Source organism: Botrimarina mediterranea (assembly GCF_007753265.1).
GTDB classification, from domain to species: Bacteria; Planctomycetota; Planctomycetia; order Pirellulales; family Lacipirellulaceae; genus Botrimarina; species Botrimarina mediterranea.
On the sequence record NZ_CP036349.1, the window covers coordinates 2,933,760 to 2,950,753 of the forward strand.

Annotated in this window: 12 protein-coding genes; 3 read left to right on the forward strand and 9 right to left on the reverse strand. The window is 64.0% G+C overall.

The genetic code is table 11. The features are described from left to right. Positions 1-33: 33 nt before the first annotated feature. Positions 34-525 (reverse strand): Rrf2 family transcriptional regulator, encoded by a 492-nt coding sequence (locus tag Spa11_RS11435; protein ID WP_145112301.1) that lies wholly within the window; start codon positions 523-525, stop codon positions 34-36. A 331-nt stretch (positions 526-856) separates the two neighbouring features. Here Spa11_RS11435 and Spa11_RS11440 point away from each other — a divergent pair, with 331 nt between their 5' ends. Then, positions 857-1,960, forward strand: coding sequence for a hypothetical protein (locus Spa11_RS11440; RefSeq protein ID WP_231933246.1), 1,104 nt, complete (start codon positions 857-859; stop codon positions 1,958-1,960). A 102-nt stretch (positions 1,961-2,062) separates the two neighbouring features. Here the strand turns inward: Spa11_RS11440 and Spa11_RS11445 are convergent, their stop codons facing one another. After that, positions 2,063-5,650, reverse strand: coding sequence for a mechanosensitive ion channel domain-containing protein (locus Spa11_RS11445; RefSeq protein ID WP_145112304.1), 3,588 nt, complete (start codon positions 5,648-5,650; stop codon positions 2,063-2,065). 258 nt (positions 5,651-5,908) lie between these two features. Here Spa11_RS11445 and Spa11_RS11450 point away from each other — a divergent pair, with 258 nt between their 5' ends. Together Spa11_RS11450 and Spa11_RS11455 are read left to right on the forward strand one after the other, a co-directional pair. Then, entirely contained in the window at positions 5,909-7,006 is a 1,098-nt protein-coding gene (locus Spa11_RS11450) for a sugar kinase (protein ID WP_231932896.1), read from the forward strand. An 83-nt stretch (positions 7,007-7,089) separates the two neighbouring features. Next, positions 7,090-8,904 (forward strand): ATP-binding cassette domain-containing protein, encoded by a 1,815-nt coding sequence (locus tag Spa11_RS11455; RefSeq protein WP_145112306.1) that lies wholly within the window; start codon positions 7,090-7,092, stop codon positions 8,902-8,904. An 8-nt stretch (positions 8,905-8,912) separates the two neighbouring features. On the opposite strand, the gene Spa11_RS11460 is transcribed toward Spa11_RS11455, so the two are convergent. The 7 genes from Spa11_RS11460 to xdhC all read right to left on the reverse strand — a co-directional run bounded on the left by Spa11_RS11460 (position 8,913) and on the right by xdhC (position 16,661). Beyond that, positions 8,913-9,767 carry a CHAD domain-containing protein gene (locus tag Spa11_RS11460; RefSeq protein ID WP_231933263.1) on the reverse strand — a complete coding sequence of 285 codons (855 nt, stop codon included), beginning with the start codon at positions 9,765-9,767 and terminating at the stop codon, positions 8,913-8,915. A 119-nt stretch (positions 9,768-9,886) separates the two neighbouring features. Continuing rightward, positions 9,887-11,155: an amidohydrolase family protein gene (locus Spa11_RS11465; RefSeq protein ID WP_145112310.1), complete on the reverse strand. Its 1,269-nt coding sequence runs from the start codon at positions 11,153-11,155 to the stop codon at positions 9,887-9,889. Between the two features lie 143 nt (positions 11,156-11,298). After that, positions 11,299-12,381: a hypothetical protein gene (locus Spa11_RS11470; protein WP_145112312.1), complete on the reverse strand. Its 1,083-nt coding sequence runs from the start codon at positions 12,379-12,381 to the stop codon at positions 11,299-11,301. A gap of 122 nt (positions 12,382-12,503) precedes the next feature. Further along, positions 12,504-13,604 (reverse strand): sugar kinase, encoded by a 1,101-nt coding sequence (locus Spa11_RS11475; RefSeq protein ID WP_145112315.1) that lies wholly within the window; start codon positions 13,602-13,604, stop codon positions 12,504-12,506. A gap of 76 nt (positions 13,605-13,680) precedes the next feature. Next, entirely contained in the window at positions 13,681-14,319 is a 639-nt protein-coding gene (eda, locus tag Spa11_RS11480; RefSeq protein WP_145112317.1) for a bifunctional 4-hydroxy-2-oxoglutarate aldolase/2-dehydro-3-deoxy-phosphogluconate aldolase, read from the reverse strand. A gap of 24 nt (positions 14,320-14,343) precedes the next feature. Further along, on the reverse strand, positions 14,344-15,657 hold the full coding sequence (gene xylA / locus Spa11_RS11485) for a xylose isomerase (protein WP_145112319.1): 1,314 nt from the start codon (positions 15,655-15,657) through the stop codon (positions 14,344-14,346). Positions 15,658-15,881: 224 nt separating this feature from the next. Continuing rightward, positions 15,882-16,661 (reverse strand): xanthine dehydrogenase accessory protein XdhC, encoded by a 780-nt coding sequence (gene xdhC, locus Spa11_RS11490; protein ID WP_145112321.1) that lies wholly within the window; start codon positions 16,659-16,661, stop codon positions 15,882-15,884. Positions 16,662-16,994: the final 333 nt, after the last annotated feature.

Below are 16,994 nucleotides of genomic sequence, written 5' to 3' on the forward strand. Positions count from 1 at the left end.
TTTGATCGACTCGTTACTTCGCGAGTAGTCGCGTCAATCCGCCGCACCGCCGCCGGCCTTCTTGGGCGGCAGCAGGCTGTCGATCGTGAAGACATGGGGCGTCGTCTCGCACAGCGGCTTGAGGCCGGTGTTGCGACGCAAAAGTTCAGCAATGGTGGTCTCGCCGAATCGACGCTCGGTCTCGGCGATCGCCTCGTCGAGCATCGTGTGTAACGGGCAAAGTCCGCCGGTGTGCGTTTGCAGCCTGAGCGGGCAACGGGTGATCCTCTGGATGGGATCGACGCAGCCGATGATCTCCAGGACCGTCAACTGCTCCGGATCGCGAGCGAGCGAGTACCCGCCATTGATCCCGCGTTGACTGGTGAGGATACCCACCCGTCCGAGGGGTTGGAGCACCTTGGGGAGGTAGCTCACCGAGACGTGCGTCCCCTCAGCCAGCTGCTGCGTGGTTTGGGGCTCACCGGGGTTCTGAGCCAGCCAAACCACGGCCCGCAACGCGTATTCAGCGGTTTGGGAGACGGCCATAATTGCCTCGAAGGCTCAGTACGATGGGTAGTTAGTGCAGAGAAAGACATAGAGGATCTGTCTATCTCCAGATCGGAATATCGGCATTCAGGCCATTAAAGTCAAGTGTGTCATTTTGTCCGATAGGCTAGTTGGACCAATTTGTCGGGATTCGCTCATGTTGCCTGAGGCCTCTGTGCCGGTCGCAGCGCATCCACCACCACAGAGGTATTGATGAGGCAAAGCGGAATGCCGGCGCCGATTTAGATGCCAGCAACGGCTCGGATGCCGCGGCTAGCGGAGCGCGGCGATCGTCTGGCGCCCGGATCGCATCGGACACGGAGGTGACGCAATGAAACATCACGAATGGGGCCTGGTGGGCCTGGCGCTGGCCGCTGTAACGATGCCGGCTTGGGCGACTAGCGGCGACGTGGCATTCGCGACCAGCGACACGGCCGCAGCGATAGAAACGGCTTGCTGGGACACCGACTGTGGCGACGGATGTGGTGGTGACGCGTGCTGCGGTGATTCGGTCGGCTGTGGGTCGAGCTGCGGCTCTAGCTGCTGCCTTGAGAATTGCGGGCTCTTTGGCCTTGGGTGCCTAACGTATGACAGCTGCTCGGATGGCTGCGGCTTGCCGGAGTTGTTGCTGGGATCGATCGCTTGCCCGTCGGAGCGTTGCTTCGACGACTTCATCAGCCCGATGACCAACCCGGTCTACTTTGAAGACCCGCGGAACGTCACCGAGCTGCGTGGCATCTTCATCCAGCACAAAGTGCCGGCCACCGCGCTCGGCGGCGACGTGCAGCTCTACGCCTTACAAATCCGCGCACGACTGACCGAGCGTCTATCGCTGATCGCGACGAAAGACGGCTATGTCGTTTCGGACAATCCGCTGATTGATGACGGCTGGGCCGACTTGGACATTGGCCTCAAGTACGCCCTCTACCGTGACCCCGCTGCACAGCAGCTGTTGTCCGCGGGTTTCACCTACAACATCCCAATGGGCACGCCGCGCTCGCGTCAGGCCCGTGGCGACGGTATTTTCAATCTGTTCCTCACCGGCGGCGCCGAGCTCTTCGACTGCGGCCACTGGCTCAGCGGCGTGGGCGGCCTCCTGCCGGTCGATGGCGACGCGAATAGCTCGTTCGTTTACTGGTCGAACCACTTCGACTATCAGGTTCGTAAGGGCTGGTACGGGCTGCTGGAGTTCAACTGGTACCACTGGGCGGCCGATGGCGATAACCGCCTTGGCCTCACCGGCCTCGATGGCGGCGACTTGTTCAACCTCGGCTCGGCGGGCGTCGAGGGGAACGACATCGTCACCGGCGCTTTCGGTGGCAAGTACAAGCCGAACCGCAACACGGAGATCGGCTTGGCCTGGGAAGTACCGCTTACTGAGCGGCGTGATGTGCTGGAGAACCGCCTGACGGCGGACCTGATCTTCCGCTACTGAGTGACCCTCTTTGCTGCGGACAAGCAGTAAATCCTTCTGGTTGGCGAGCTAAAGCCGGCCGCCCCCGCTTAGGCAGGGCGGCCGGCTTTTTTACGGGGTAGATCAAGCGGCTTCCTTCGCCTGCGATGGACTGCTCGCCGACTTGTTGAGAGCGACCGCGAGCACCTCCGGCGCCGTGCGGATATGCAAATCACGCTGCGGGAAGGCGATCTCGATCCCTTCCGCGTTGAACGCGTTGTTGATCGCCGTGTGTAGTTCGTGCGTGACTTGCAGCCGGTAATCCAGTGCTGCGAGGTAAGTCCGCAAAACGAAGTTCAGCGAGTTGTCGCCGAACCCTTCGAACGACGCCACCGGCGCGGGGTCCTTGAGCACCAGAGGATTCTCCGCGGCTATCGTCAGCAGCAGCTCTTGAACGCGATTGGTGTCGGTGCCATAGGCGACGCCGACGTTGACCACGACGCGGTTGACCTTGTCCGTGAGCGTCCAGTTCAAGAGCCGGCCAGTGATGAACTCCTTGTTGGGAACGACGTACTCTTTGCGGTCCCAGTTAGTAATCGAAGTCGCGCGGATGCGGATCCGTGACACGACGCCGGTGATTTCGTCGACGGTGACAACGTCGCCGACGCGGATCGGCCGCTCGAGCAAGATGATGAGGCCCGCCACGAAGTTGGCGAACATTTCCTGCAAGCCGAACGCCAAACCAAAGGTTAGCGCGGTGGCGAGCCACTGGATCTGCGACCACTGCAGGCCGATCGTCGAGCACGCCATGATCGTGCCGATCATCACGATCGCGTAGCTGGCGAGCGTCGTGATCGCGTAGCGCACCGACGCATCGAGCGGCAGCTTCTGTAAGAGGGCGATCTCAAGGAGGCCCGGGCCGTTGCGGAAGAGCACGAACGTGACGAACGTCACGAGGAACGCCAGCCCCAGGTCGGAAAGCGTCACGGTGTTCTTGCCGGCAGCAACAGCGACGCTTGCGTCGGCTTTCGGTGTGCCCATTGCCGCCGCGGTTGGCATGGTGCTCGTTGCGGCGGCCGGCTGCGCGGTGGCTACGGCGGTGCTCCATAGCGGGTACTTGTCGAGCATGCCGAGCGCCGGCAGGACTTGGACCCAGATCAGCCAGAGCCCGACCACACAGCCCGCGAAGACGCCGGCGCCCAGCAGCCGCCGCGTTTGTTGGTTGTGCGCTGAAAGATCGGATTGCTGATTGCTCGCCACAATGCCGGCAACGACGGCGGCGCTCCCTCCGTCGGCCTCCGCCGCTGCGGTGGCGGTAGCGGCGCGTTGGCGGGCTTGCTCAATGCTCAGGTTCCGGCGTCGGAGCAGCAGCATACGCAGCAGCAAGTCGCGGACGAGCCACAACGCCACTAAGAAGCAGACCGAAGCGAAGAGCCGCCAGGCCAGAATCTGTGCCGTGTAGTAGTAGCCCGCGAACGCGAGCCCCAACAGCGTCAGCGGCGGCACGACCGCCAGCCAGGGCCAGAGGTGGCTCAGCCGGTCGACCCAGCCCCCTTGGTGGTAAGCGATGTGCTCGCGAAGCAAGCCGCCAGTCGACAAGAGTCGAAAAACGAACACCATCAACAGCGCCATGCCGACGATGAAACAGCAGCGTTCGAGGGCGTCGTGCCCCGGCGTCGGATTGCTGGAGTGCAGCGTCGCCGCCAAGAACGCGAAGGGCAGTCCCAACACGGTGAGCCACCGCAAGCGTCGGCGTAGCGACTGCGTGACCGTTGTCGGCCATGCAAAGTGCGCTTCGGCTAGACCGCGGGGGCGGCATACCTGGCGGATCAACTCCAGCGGAGCCCAGATCAGACACACGCAGTAAAGCCCGTAGCCAACCGCGGCCGCCTCAGAATCGTCCCCCCCCGCGACTCGCAGCCGCCACGAGAGTAACGCGACGATTCCCGGCCATGCCGCCGACACCAGCACAGTCAGGGCGATGGTGCGCAGCGTCGGCTCGATCGTCCGGCAGTTGGCGCGCGCGGCGATGTCGCCCGCTTCATTGAGGTCGCGCCGCAGCCTGGCTCCGCGTCCCACGAGGGCGCCAAACGAACCGAGGATGATCGCATAAAGCCACGGGGTAGCAATTGCGTCGCGGACCAGTGTTGCGCCGATATCCAGCCACTTCGTCGGATTAAGAAGCCACGCATCCGCCGTGTCGAGAACCTGCTCGTGCGTCATCGCCCGGCCGCTGCGGATCCATAGCACACGCTCGTCGATGAACTTCGCGTACTGGTCGGTTAGTGATACGACCTGCTGGTCTTTGAAATCCAGGTCACCGAGCGTATCCAAGTACTCGATGTAGGCTCGGCTCAACGAACCCAGATACTTGCGCTTGCTGTCGACCAACTCGCGGGCGGCTTCTTCGAGGAAGGCGATCCCGAAGCCGTCCCGCGGCGGCGCTTCGGCGAGGATCGACGCGACGACCGCGTCGGCGTCGCCGAGGGTCTGCCGTTCGTCGTCATACTCGATGGCTTGATACTGGACCTCGTCGGTGGTTGCGCTCCGCTTGGCGATCGCCTGACGCCGCTGGTTGATGTCGGGGAGCGTCGCCCGCTGCCGACGGAGCTGAGCCCCGACCGAACTGGTGAGACCCACCGTCTCGACCTTCTGCTTCATCAATTTGAACTGCCGATCGAGCGACTCGAACGCTTCATTGGCCGCCTTGAGGTCGCGCTCGGCGGTGGACAGCTGTTTGTAGATCGCTTGCTCGGTCTCGGCGAGTTCTTGATTGCGCTCCGCCAGGTGCTTCAAAGCCGGGGCCGCGACGATCGCTTCGAGCCGCGCCTTGCGGACCGATTCTTCGGCGGCGGCGTCGCGCGCGGCCTTCACCTCGTCACGGAGCTTTTGCAGTTGCTGTTCGGCAAAAGCCGTCTGCTTTGCGGCGAGGTCGCTCTGCATCCGCAGCAGGTCGGCGGCGTCCTCGGCGTCGAACTTGGCGATTCTACTCTCCAGCGCCGGCGCTTCGGCCTCGAGCGCCATGCGACGGGCGGCCATCTCGATGCTCTTCGCAGCAGCGAGATCGGGGTGCAAGTCGGTAGCCGGCGCCTGCGACGCCAGAGCCGAGAGGGCTTCCTGGATCGCGACGATGCGTGTGCGGACTTCTTTGCGAAGGTTCAAGCGGTGCTGCGGCTCCGCTTCGGCAGCGGCCTGGGCGGTCTTTAGCGTCGCGAGTTGCAACTCGGTCTTAGCGACCGCTTGTTCCAGATCGGCGAGCGTCGCATCAGCGGCTGTGAACGGCTCTTTTCTCTTGACTTCTTCGAGCTGCTGCTTCAGTTGCTCGATCCGATGATTGACGCCGACGGCGTCGCGCCCGAACGATTCGGCTTGGGCGGCGAACTCCGCGGCGCGCCGCAGTTCGGCCAGGGCGGCGCGATAGGCGTCCGCTGCTAGCTTGCGTGTCTCTGCGTCGAGCTCGGCCCTCTGTTCGATATCTTGCAGGAGTTGTTCAACCCGTTCGACTGAGAGGACCGAATCGGTCGCGCTGGAGAGGGCGGCTGGCTCGATCGCCGCGGCTTGAACGACCGCGGGATCGACGGCCGCGGGCGCATCGATGGTCTCGGACGCGACGTTGAGCGGCTCGTCGGTGATTGGCTCGTCGGTGATCGGCTTGGCTAGCGCGACGGTGCCGGAGAGAACGCCGAAGAGAACGAAAGTCGCGGCGACATACGCCAATCGATCAACCTGCATGGCGGGGTCCTTCCCTGATGCACACGGTTCGCACGGTCGCCTTGACGCCTCAACGTGTCCATGTCGAGGGTAGGCCAGTCGGCCTCAAGGCGAGTTTCCCCACCAACCTAACCCCACGCCCGCGGTCCGGCAACGCGAAACCACGCCGCCGATCGTTGCAAAGGGCCCGCGGCGCCAGCACTCGGGCCTTGCGCGGCGGGGGGTGAGCGGATTACCCTTACGGCTTGCCACTCGTCCAATCATTCCGCTTCCTTCCTCGTGACGCCCTCCTTGCCGATGTTGCCGATCCGCACCGACGCCTGTGAACTCGATTTCCTCGCCCTCGGCGCCCTCGTGCACCGTCTCGACCCGGGTCAGACGCCGTTCCGCGCGGCTCGTTCGTTCGAGGTCCACGTCTCCGGTGGCGAGTACAACTGCGCGGCGAACCTTGCTAGCTGCTTCGGACTGAAGACAGGGGTCGCCACCGCAATGGTCGATAACCCCGTCGGCGAGCTGATCGAGCGCCAGGTCCGCGAGCGCGGCGTGCGGCCGATCTACAAGCGATTCAAGCACGACGGCGTCCGCGGACCCAACATGGCGACCGTCTACAGCGACCGCGGCTGCGGCGTCCGCGCGCCGGTCGTGTTCTACAACCGCTCGAACGAGGCGGGCGCCCTGCTCAAGACGGGCGACTTCGATTGGAAGGCGATCTTCGGCGGCGGCGTGCGCTGGTTCCACTCCGGCGGCATCTTCGCGGCGATCGGCCCGCAAACGGCCGACCTAATCGTCGAAGGGATGCAGGCCGCCAAGGCCGCTGGCGCCGTCACGTCGTTCGACCTCAACTACCGGGCCAAGCTCTGGAAGACACTCGAGGGCGGAGAAGCGAAGGGCCTCGAAATGATGCGGAAGATCGCCGCGAATGTCGACGTGCTGATCGGCAATGAAGAGGACCTGCAGAAGGGCCTCGGCCTCGAAGGCCAGGACGTCGAGCACAAGACGGAACTCGACCCCAACGCCTTCTTCGGCATGATCGAGCAGGTGAAGGCGAAGTTCCCGAACGTCAAAGCCGTCGCCACGACGCTGCGTGAGGTGAAGACCACCAACCGCCACAACTGGGGCGCCGTCCTCTGGATCGAAGGGCAGCGGTACGTCAGCCCGACAATGGAACTCGACGTGCTCTGCCGCATCGGCGGCGGCGACGGCTTTGCCTCGGGGCTCGTGTACGGCCTGCTCGCCGGCAAGTCGCCCGAAGAAGCCCTGCGGCTCGGCTGGGCCCACGGGGCGCTGCTGACGACGTTTGCGGGCGACGTCTCGCAAGCGTCGCTGGCGGAGGTCGAGGCCCTGGCGTCGGGCGGTTCGGCTCGCGTCCAACGCTAACGGGCCCCGTTGATTGGCGCTGCTGACGGGCGGCGGGAAAACGCGTACGCTGTGGGGCTCGCCCGCCCCCAGCCCGCCCGATAATGCCTCTCGTAACGCTCGACAACCTGACGATCGCCTTCCGCGGCCCCGCGCTGCTGGACGGCGTCAGCGCCGTCATCGAACCCGGTCAGAAGATCGGCCTCTTGGGCCGCAACGGCGCCGGCAAGAGCACGCTGATGAAGCTAATCGCCGGCGAGGTGCTGCCCGACTCGGGCCGATGCGTGCTCGCCGAGGGCGTGCACGTCGCCCGACTCGAACAAGAGATCCCCCCCGAACTCGAGGGGATCGACATTGCCGGCGCCAGCGTCGACGAGGTGATCCGCTCCGGCTGGCGGCCCACCGGCGAGCACGACGACTGGCGGCAGGATAAAGAGGTCGAACGTCTGCTGCGCGAGTTGCGGCTCGACCCCACGGCCAAGTTCGCGGACCTCTCGGTGGGTCTCAAGCGCCGGACGCTGCTAGGACGGGCGGTCCTCGGTCGGCCCGACCTGCTGCTGCTCGACGAGCCGACCAACCACCTCGACTTGGCGGCGATCGAGCACCTCGAGTCGGTCCTCAAGGCTTGGCCAACGGCGCTGCTCTTCGTGACGCACGACCGCGAGTTCTTGCGACGCGTCGCGACACGGATCCTCGAGATCGACCGCGGACGGCTGTTCGATTGGTCTTGCGATTACGACGCCTTCCTCGAGCGTAAGGAACAGGCCCTCGCCGCCGAGGAGAAGCAGAACGCGTTGTTCGACAAGCGGCTAGCCGAAGAAGAGCGCTGGATCCGCCAAGGCATCAAGGCTCGTCGCACCCGCAACGAGGGCCGCGTCCGCGCGCTCAAGGCGCTGCGGGTTGAGCACGGCCTGCGGCGCGAGCGCGAAGGCAAGGCGAATCTCGTCATCCAGGAGGCCGACCGCAGCGGCGCGCTCGTCGCTCGGGCCGAGAACGTTTCATTCCGGTACGAGGGCGCCGACGAGCCCGCTTTCGTGGGGCTTACCACCACGCTGATGCGCGGCGACAAGGTGGGCGTTATCGGCCCCAATGGCGCCGGCAAGACGACGCTATTGCGGACCTTGCTTGGTGAGCTACGGCCGACGAGCGGGGCCGTGCGGCTGGGGACGAATCTGCAAGTCGCTTACTTCGATCAGTTGAGGGGGCAACTCGATGACGCCCAGACGGCCGAGCAGGCCGTCGCCGACGGTTACGACACGATCAAGATCGCCGGCGGCACGCGGCACATCATCGGTTACTTGCGTGACTTCCTCTTCACGCCCGACCGCGCGCGGACGCCGATCCAGTTCCTCTCGGGGGGCGAACGCAACCGGTTGCTGCTGGCGAAGCTCTTTGCGAAGCCCGCCAACGTGATCGTCCTCGACGAGCCCACGAATGATCTGGACGCCGAGACGCTTGAATTGCTCGAGGATCGCCTCACCGACTACGACGGAACCCTCCTAGTGGTCAGCCACGACCGAGCGTTCCTCAACAATGTCGTCACGAGCACACTGGTGTTCGAAGACGGCAACGTGAAGGAGTATGACGGCGGGTACGACGATTGGGTCCGTCAGCGTCGAGCGGCGCCGGTTGCCGAAGTGGCGGAGGCGCCGAAGCCGGTGGTCAAAGAGGAGCCCGCTAAGCCGCAGGCGGCGAAGAAGTTGGGATTCAAGGAGAAACGCGAGCTTGAGTCGCTGCCGGCGACGATCGAGAAGCTTGAATCTCAGTTAGCCGAGTTGCACACGAGGATGGCGGACCCCGCCTTTTACAAGTCGGCGCCCGAAGTGATCGCGGCGGCTCAAGCCGAGGCCGGCGCCTTGCAGTCGCAACTCGACACGGCTTATCAGCGCTGGGAAGAGCTCGAAGCGATCGGCGGCTGAACGGCGCGCTATTTCGGCAACAGCTCACGCACGACCTTCCGCACCAGACGTGGCGAAGGGTCGTATAGGCGAGTTGCCAGCTTTATCGCTTTCAATCGAAGACGGGCTCGCTTCTCGCCGGTCGCCAGTAGAACAAGCTCCAATGACCGTCCTTCCGGGTGAGTGATCTCCGCCAAACGCACCATCAGCACCGACAAGTCGTGTTCCCTTCCGAGCAACTCACCAAGTCGTCCCCATGGCTTTGCATAAGCTCTGCCTGCCGGGTGAAGCTTCTTCATTAGCTTGGCGTGATAGGCGTGGTGCTTAACCGACTTGCGCAACTCATGCCACGGCGTCGCCGGGCCGTCCAGATCGCACTTCTGTCGAATCCGTCGTCCATCGCGGTAGACACGTTTGACTCCGTCGGCCGCTGAGCGCCGGGGACGCTTCGCACGCCAGTCTTGCGATGCGACACGGATTGCTTCCAATCGCGCGATGACGCCGTCGAACGAGGCGGAATCCTGGTTGTTGGTTGTCGATAGAAGGAGGTCACGGGTCGATTCGACCGCCCCGCGAGTTTCTTCTTTCATGGTCTCGTTGAGCAACCCTTCACAGGTAGCGGGCAGCACGTCTTGATCGCGGGTCCCTGAAAGCAACCGAGCGATATCGCGTACTTCTCGATCCGCCGCCTTGTATAGGCTCCCGAGGCCCGGACGGTACATCCGCAGGAGGGAGCGGACCCGCTTACAAGACTTGCGCGCCTCGTGCACCGCCGTCTTGCGGTCGAGCGTTGACAACGCAGTAACGGCCTCGTCGAGTTGATCTCTCGCCAGGCGCGGGAGGGCTTCGCCGACCGGCTCGTCAATCAACAACGCGTAGGGCATCACCACGATCGAGCTTCAGAGGATGAAGTGTTCGCCTGGGACTCGGGCATTGACACTTGGGTTCAAGTGCCGCCTTTCATCCTACGCGGTGAGCAATCCACAAGCCACGCGGGCGAGTGCTATTTGTCCTGTCTCTGAAGACGTGACCGCACGAACGACTCTTCGTCCCGGAGCCGGGGCATGTGGGCGTACTCGGGGAAGCGGTAGTCTTTCGGCAGTTCGATCCCGGCGAGGTCCTTGTGGCTCAGGCCCGCCAGCCGACGGCGTTCGGCCATCCGGTCGAGCAAGTCGCAGAGGTTGCCGCGGGCCACCCGCTGGGCGACTTTGGCGTCGAGCGCGGCGAGCAGCGGTTCAAACCTCGTCAGTTGTTCGGCCGCGTTGGTTGCTCCCCCCACGACATCGGACCCGAGCATGAATCGATCGGGGTGCTTCTCAATGAGCTTTGCCCATGTCGCGATGTCGTCTTCGATGTAGTTGTCCCACACCACCCACGAGAGATCGATGTAAACGTGTTCGCCATAAACAGCGAGCACTTCGTCGATCCAATAAGGCAAGTTCTCAACCTGCACCCGACGGCTCGTGCCGGCGTGGCACCAGATGAAGACCGTTGATTCGCGGCCTGAGCCCGGCGTCTCGTGGCAATAACGGAAGAGTTCGATAAGCTCGTCCAGGTACACCGGCGGCCGATTCGATCCTGGTCGCGACACCGGCGCGATGTTGTGGTGGATGCTCACCGGCAAATGATTCTCCCCGGCGAACTTGCAGACGCGCAGCAGGGCGGGGTGGTTGGCCCGGGGGTGCTCGCCGAGTTGCAGGTGCGTGAGGTCGTCGTGCCGTGAAAAAACTTCGCCGATCCCCTGCCAGGTGCCGGGGTACTCGAGGATTCGGTGAACAACTTGATCCACGGCCCCGAGGTCCGTCGGATCGATGCCGCAGACGAACGGCGCGATCGCGTTGAGGCGTTCTAGTTGCTGTTCGTCGTCATGGTAACGCAGTCGCGCCTCTTCGATGGCGCTAGCGACAATAAGATCGGTGTCACGTGCGAGCAGCACGGGCGACTCGTTGTCGAGATACCCGTCGGGGCGTTCGTAGCTGTCGTTCTCGTCCCACTTCTTCACCACCGGCATGCCGAAAATTATTGCCCGTTCGATGTTGGACCGCTCCATGCAGCGCATAACGCCGGCGACGCGTCGCCAACGCTCGCCTGCGGGCAGCGTCACGAACCGCTGGTGGCGGACTTCGCCCCAACTGGACCCGGCAAAGGTGTCGTCGTCATTGAGGAACTCGCCGCCCTGCAGGAAGTTGAGCAGATGGATGTGGGTGTCGGCGTAGTGGCGCGTCGTCTCCTCACCCGATGAGAGGGATGAGGCCAGCAGGCAAAAGGCCACGGAAAGGCAGCGTGTTAGCAAGGTGGCGTCTGTCTGTTTGGGAAGAAAGCCTCTGCCTTGAAGCCTAGTGGAGGTAGCCGACAGTCTAGCTACGGGCAAAGCTGCGGCGAGTGGGCCTGCGGAGTCTGAGCCACGGAACGGATTCATCCGCGACTTCGCCGCAACAAGCACGATAAGACGACTGCCGTCAGGGACGCTGCTGTCGGCTCGGGGATCGCTCGGTGGGCCCCAGTCCTCCCACCGTAGGCCGCGGCCCAGACGTTGTAGTCGCCCGCGTCGATGACGCCATTTCCGTTACCATCCGCTGCCAAGTCCGTATTGAAGCGGTTCCAGGTATCACGCCACTTGGTGTAGTCGGCGGCATCGACGATGCCATCGCCCGTGTAGTCACCTGGAAGTGCCGGCGTGGCGTCCTGCAAGTCGCCAAGCCACTGGCCGATATAGCGCAGGTGGCTTAGGTGGTCGTCCGCCGTAGCGCCGAGCGCTCCCCAGAGGGAGAAGCCGCCGAGTTCCGCGTTTCGGTAGAATCGCAAGTCACCTAATCCCGTATCGCTGGTGGGCGTCGCGGTTATGCCCAGATGCGTCATCAACTCATCACCCGTTTCTGCGGTGCTCTCGTAGGTGAAAGTCGGGACTTGGGAATGGGTGAAGATGAATCGCTTGTCGCCGGCGGCCGCGGCGGTCGCGAACTCTTTGTAGCCGGCCATTTGCGAGTCGAGCGCTGTGCCGTCGCTAGCGGTGGTGGCGTACAGCGAGTCGGCGGCCAGCAGGCTGTTGATCGCATCGCGGTAGGTCGAGACTCCAAGGATCTGCCGCACCGCGCCGTAGCCCGCGCTGAACGAAGAGACCGATAGGTGGTCGAGCGCAGCCGACGCTCCAAACGCCGGAAGGATCGCAAGCCTCGTCCGCGTTTCGTTCAACACCTGCTGGAAGAGGGACGTATTGCTGAACGGCGTGCTGTAAGCGCTCGACAAGCCGCTGTAGTTGATTGTGACGATCACCGCGTCGAGGTCGGCGTACTTGGCGTTGTTCCAGACGGTCTGCGAGTCGCCGTGGAAGTGGACGAGCAGGTCGTACTTGCCGTCGGCCTGGGGCGCGTAACCCGTGGGGACAAACACCCGCCACCCGGATTGGCTGAGCGTGTACTGCTGTCCGGTGGCAGTCGGCAGCTGCGCATCTGCGACCGACGCGGTTAGTGCAAGCAGCAGTGCAACAACAGTCCGCATTGGCGTCGTAGGACAAAGGCAGGCGTGTACAGGAGCGACGAGACTTGATTCTCACCTTGCGTACAGCGTCTGTCACGCCGAATTCCGCCCCAGCGCCAACGGTCTGCGCGAATCGATGCGGTTTAGCGGTCCACCCGGGCCGCGGCGCCGGCGACGAGCTTCTCGACTTCGGCGAGCGTCGCCATCGACGTGTCTCCGGGCGTGGTCATCGCCAAGGCCCCGTGGGCGGCGGCGTACTCGACGGCCCGCTGCGGGTCATCACCGGTCATCAGGCCATAGATCAGGCCGGATGCAAAACTGTCGCCGCCGCCGACTCGGTCGAGGATCTCGAGGTCTTGGCGCGCGGTCGCCTCGTAGAACTGCCCGCCGGCCCAGCAGAGGGCGCCCCAGTCGTTGACGGTGGCGCTCTTGACGCTGCGGAGCGTCGTCGCCGTGACGCGGAAGTTGGGGTACTCCTGCACGGCTCGCTCGATCATCCGTCGATAGCCGGTGATTGGCAGTTCCGTGAGCGCTTGATCAACGCCTTCGACTTCGAGTCCCAGGCACGCGGTGAAGTCTTCTTCGTTGCCGATCATCACGTCCACCAGCAGCGCAAGACGACGATTCACTTCCTGCGCGCGGGCGTGCCCGCCGATTGCCTTCCATAATGACGGGCGGTAGTTGAGGTCGTACGACGTGGCGACGCCGTGCTCTTTTGCTTTACGCAATGCCTCTTCGATGACGGCGGGCGTCGTGTCGGACAGCGCCGCGAAGATGCCGCCCGTGTGCAGCCAGCGGACGCCCTGGCGGCCGAAGAGGTCGTCCCAGTCGATGTCGCCGGGCTTGAGCTGTGATACGGCCGTGTGGCCGCGGTCGCTGCAACCGACGGCGCCGCGGACGCCGAAGCCGCGCTCGGTGAAGTTGAGGCCGTTGCGCACTTCGCGGCCGACGCCGTCGTACTTCGTCCATCGGACGTTTGAGACATCGACGCCCCCTTGAAGCATCAGGTCTTCGACGAGTCGGCCCACCTCGTTGTCGGCGAGCGCTGTAACGATCGCCGTCTGCATGCCGAAGCAGCGCCGCAGGCCGCGGGCCACGTTGTACTCGCCGCCCCCTTCCCACACGCGGAAGTTACGCGTCGTGCGGACGCGGCCCTCGCCGGGATCGAGCCGCAGCATCACCTCGCCCAGCGACACGAGGTCCCAGCGACAATCTTTACGCGGACGGAGTGTTAGTAGCGACATCGTTCGATTAGGTAGGGCAGGCCTCGCCTGCCAGAAGGACGATCGTGTTCACCCGTAGGATGGGTCGCGACCCACCCTACGGCTTGGCAAGCGTCACCGCTTCGCGCACGGCGCGCTCAACGGGGCCGAAGTCGCCCCCTTCGTAGAGCGACGGCGCCACCATCCAACTCCCACCACAGGCGACAACCGATTTCAACGCCAGATAACTCGACAGGTTCGCCGGAGTGATCCCGCCGGTCGGCATGAAACGCATCATTGGATACGGCCCGCTGAGCGCCTTGAGCGTTGCGACTCCGCCGTACGCCTCGGCCGGAAAGAACTTCACGACTTCGAGGCCGAATGAGAGGGCCGCCTCGATGTCGCTCGGCGTGCAAACGCCCGGGCAGATCGGCAGGCCGAGCTTCAGCACGTGCTCAACGACTACCGGGTTGAGCCCGGGCGTGACGACCATCCGCGCGCCGGAGTCCGCGGCGGCGGACGCTTGGTCCTTGGTTAGAACCGTGCCGGCGATCGGCAGCACGTCGCCGCAGTCCGCCATGATCCGCAGCGACTCGGCCGCCGCCGCGGTGCGGAACGTCACCTCGGCGATCGGCAACCCGCCAACTACCAAAGCCTCCGCCAGCGGCGCGGCATCCTCGACCCGCCCCAGCGCGATCACCGGCGCGAGCCGATACACAGCGAGGACATCTAGCGGTGATTGATCAGCGATGCTCATCCGATCTCTTACAGTCCGAATCTCTTATAGATAGTCGTTAACGACATTCTCAAACAACTCCTGCCGACCGCTCGCATTGGGGGCGGCTTCGCCCTTGTCTAGCATCAGCTGTTCGAGCGACGCCAGCGAGTGCTCGCCGGCCTCGATTTCGGCCCCCAGCCCGCTGTCCCAACTCACGTAGCGATCGCGGACCATTTCTTCCAGCCGCCCATCGGCGCGCATCGCCGCGGCGATCTTGAGGCCGCGCGCGAACGCGTCCATGCCGCCGATGTGGGCGTAGAACAGGTCGATCGGCTCGAAGCTTTCGCGGCGGACCTTGGCGTCGAAGTTGACGCCGCCGGTCGTGAGCCCGCCCCACTTGAGGATCGAATGCATGCACTGCGTCGTCACGTAGATGTCGGTGGGGAACTGGTCCGTGTCCCAACCGAGCAAGAGGTCGCCCGTGTTGGCGTCGATCGAGCCGAGCGCGCCCGCCGCTCCGGCGACCTCCAGCTCGTGCTGCATCGTGTGCCCGGCAAGCGTGGCGTGGTTCGTTTCGAGGTTGAGCTTGAAGTACGGCAACAGGTCGTACTGTCGCAAGAAATTGAGGCACGCGGCGGCGTCCGAGTCGTACTGGTGCTTCGTCGGCTCCTTCGGCTTGGGCTCGATGTAGAACGGTTTTTCGAAACCGATCGACTTGGCGTGATCCACAGCGAGGTGAAGGAAGCGAGCCAGGTGCTCCTGCTCGCGCTTCATGTCGGTGTTCCACAAGCACTGGTAGCCCTCACGGCCGCCCCAGAACGTGTAGCCCTCACCACCCAGTTCGTGCGTCACCTCAATCGCCTTCTTCACCTGCGCCGCGGCGTAGGCGAAGACCTCGGCGTTGCAGCTCGTCGCCGCGCCGTGCATGTAGCGCGGGTTGCTGAAGAGATTGGCGGTGCCCCACAGCAGCTTCACGCCGGTGCGCTCTTGCTCTTCCTTGAGCACGGCAACGACCGCGTCGAGGTTCTTATGACTCTCGGCGAGCGTCTTCCCCTCGGGCGCCACGTCGCGGTCGTGGAACGCGTAGTACGGCGCGCCGAGTTTCGTAATAAACTCGAACGCGACGCGCACGCGGTTCTGGGCGTTCTCGACGCTGTCGGTGCCGTCCTCCCACGGCCGCACCATCGTGCCGGGGCCGAAGGGGTCGCTGCCGGCGCCGCGGAACGTGTGCCAGTAGACGACGCTGAACCGCAGGTGGTCCCGCATCGACTTGCCCTCGATCACCGCGTCGGCGTCGTAGTGCTTGAAAGCCAGCGGGTTGCGGCTCGTGGGGCCTTCGTAGGGGATCGACGACGCGACTTCGGGGAACGCGGGCATGGTGCGAAATCGAAGGTAGGAAGAGGTAAGCACAGGAATGCCTAGATCGTCGCCAACCGCCCCCCGCCGTCAACCGTCCGGGCAGCCTTGCGACCTAGATTTGCAAGCGAAGTCATAAAGCTTTTTTTACCACGACGGGCACTACGAGCACGACGACCTGATTGGCAGGGCGAAGCTACAATCGGAGGCAGGCCGTCGTGCTCTTCGTGCCCGTCGTGGTGAATCTACTTTTTCAGAGCCAGCGCGTCGCGCACCTCTATGAGTTGGGCCGTGATGCTCACCGCGATCTCTACCGGATGGTTCGTCCCAATTTGAAGACCCACCGGGCAATGGAACTCGGCACGCTCCACCGGCACGCCCGCCTCCTTGAGTTCCTTACGCAGCACCGCCGCCTTGGCTTTGCTGCCGATGACGCCGACGTACGGGAACGTTCGATCGCTTTGGAACAACCGCACGAGCACGGGTAAGTCCGACTTGTGCCCTTGCGTCATGCAGAGTACGAAGGCGTTGTCAGGGAGTCGATCGACTTCGGCGGGTGGGTCGCTTGTTTCAATGACGCGGACGCCCTTCGGCAACTTCGCTAACCACTCGTTGCGCGGGTCGATGCACGTGAGTTGGCACGGCAGCCGCACGAGGATTGCGGCGAGGGCTTGCGTCACATGGCCGGCTCCGAAGACGACGATCGGCCAGTCGGCGACGCCGACCGGCTCAAAGAACAGCTTCACGCGCCCGCCGCACGTCATGCCGACATCGGCCTTGAGGCTCCAATCGACGAGCTTGCAACCACCTTTCACTTTTAACAACGTGATCGCTTCATCGATCGCCTTCGCTTCAACCCGCCCGCCGCCAACCGTGCCGATCTCTAAACCGTCGGCCGTGACGAGCATCTTGGCGCCCGTGTCCGCGGGGGTGGAGCCGGTCGCCTCGATGAGCGTGACGACCACCAGCGGCGTCGCCGCGTCGGCGAGTTCGGACGATCGGCGGAGGAAATCGGCGGCGGCCATGCCCCGAATTGTACCCTCGCCAGCGTGTGGTCACAGCATCGCTTTTAAGGGCCCTAGCAGCCCGTCTAGCGGCCTCTGGCGCCTCCCGCCTCTTTAAACGCACTCGAGGCGCGAAACGCCGCAAGGGGCCTCTAGTGAGGCCTGGTGAGGCGCCGTCTTTTCCGGGAGATTTGGGGCTTTTTCGCTTGAAATTAGCCACCTCTCGGGCGGACTGGGGGAAGTCTCACGCAAAGCCGCTAAGGCACTAAGAAGGAAGGACGCAGAGAGACTAAATCGGACTTTTGAGCCGCGCCCGTCAGGTAGCGGAGTTGCGACGCGATGGCTCCGCTACCT

Bases quoted from the DNA above. Each gene is read 5' to 3' on its own strand.
- Spa11_RS11435 (WP_145112301.1), bottom strand. From the start codon at position 525: ATGGCCGTCTCCCAAACCGCTGAATACGCGTTGCGGGCCGTGGTTTGG.
- Spa11_RS11440 (WP_231933246.1), top strand. From the start codon at position 857: ATGAAACATCACGAATGGGGCCTGGTGGGCCTGGCGCTGGCCGCTGTA.
- Spa11_RS11445 (WP_145112304.1), bottom strand. From the start codon at position 5,650: ATGCAGGTTGATCGATTGGCGTATGTCGCCGCGACTTTCGTTCTCTTC.
- Spa11_RS11455 (WP_145112306.1), top strand. From the start codon at position 7,090: ATGCCTCTCGTAACGCTCGACAACCTGACGATCGCCTTCCGCGGCCCC.
- Spa11_RS11460 (WP_231933263.1), bottom strand. From the start codon at position 9,767: ATGCCCTACGCGTTGTTGATTGACGAGCCGGTCGGCGAAGCCCTCCCG.
- Spa11_RS11470 (WP_145112312.1), bottom strand. From the start codon at position 12,381: ATGCGGACTGTTGTTGCACTGCTGCTTGCACTAACCGCGTCGGTCGCA.
- Spa11_RS11475 (WP_145112315.1), bottom strand. From the start codon at position 13,604: ATGTCGCTACTAACACTCCGTCCGCGTAAAGATTGTCGCTGGGACCTC.
- eda (WP_145112317.1), bottom strand. From the start codon at position 14,319: ATGAGCATCGCTGATCAATCACCGCTAGATGTCCTCGCTGTGTATCGG.
- xylA (WP_145112319.1), bottom strand. From the start codon at position 15,657: ATGCCCGCGTTCCCCGAAGTCGCGTCGTCGATCCCCTACGAAGGCCCC.
- xdhC (WP_145112321.1), bottom strand. From the start codon at position 16,661: ATGGCCGCCGCCGATTTCCTCCGCCGATCGTCCGAACTCGCCGACGCG.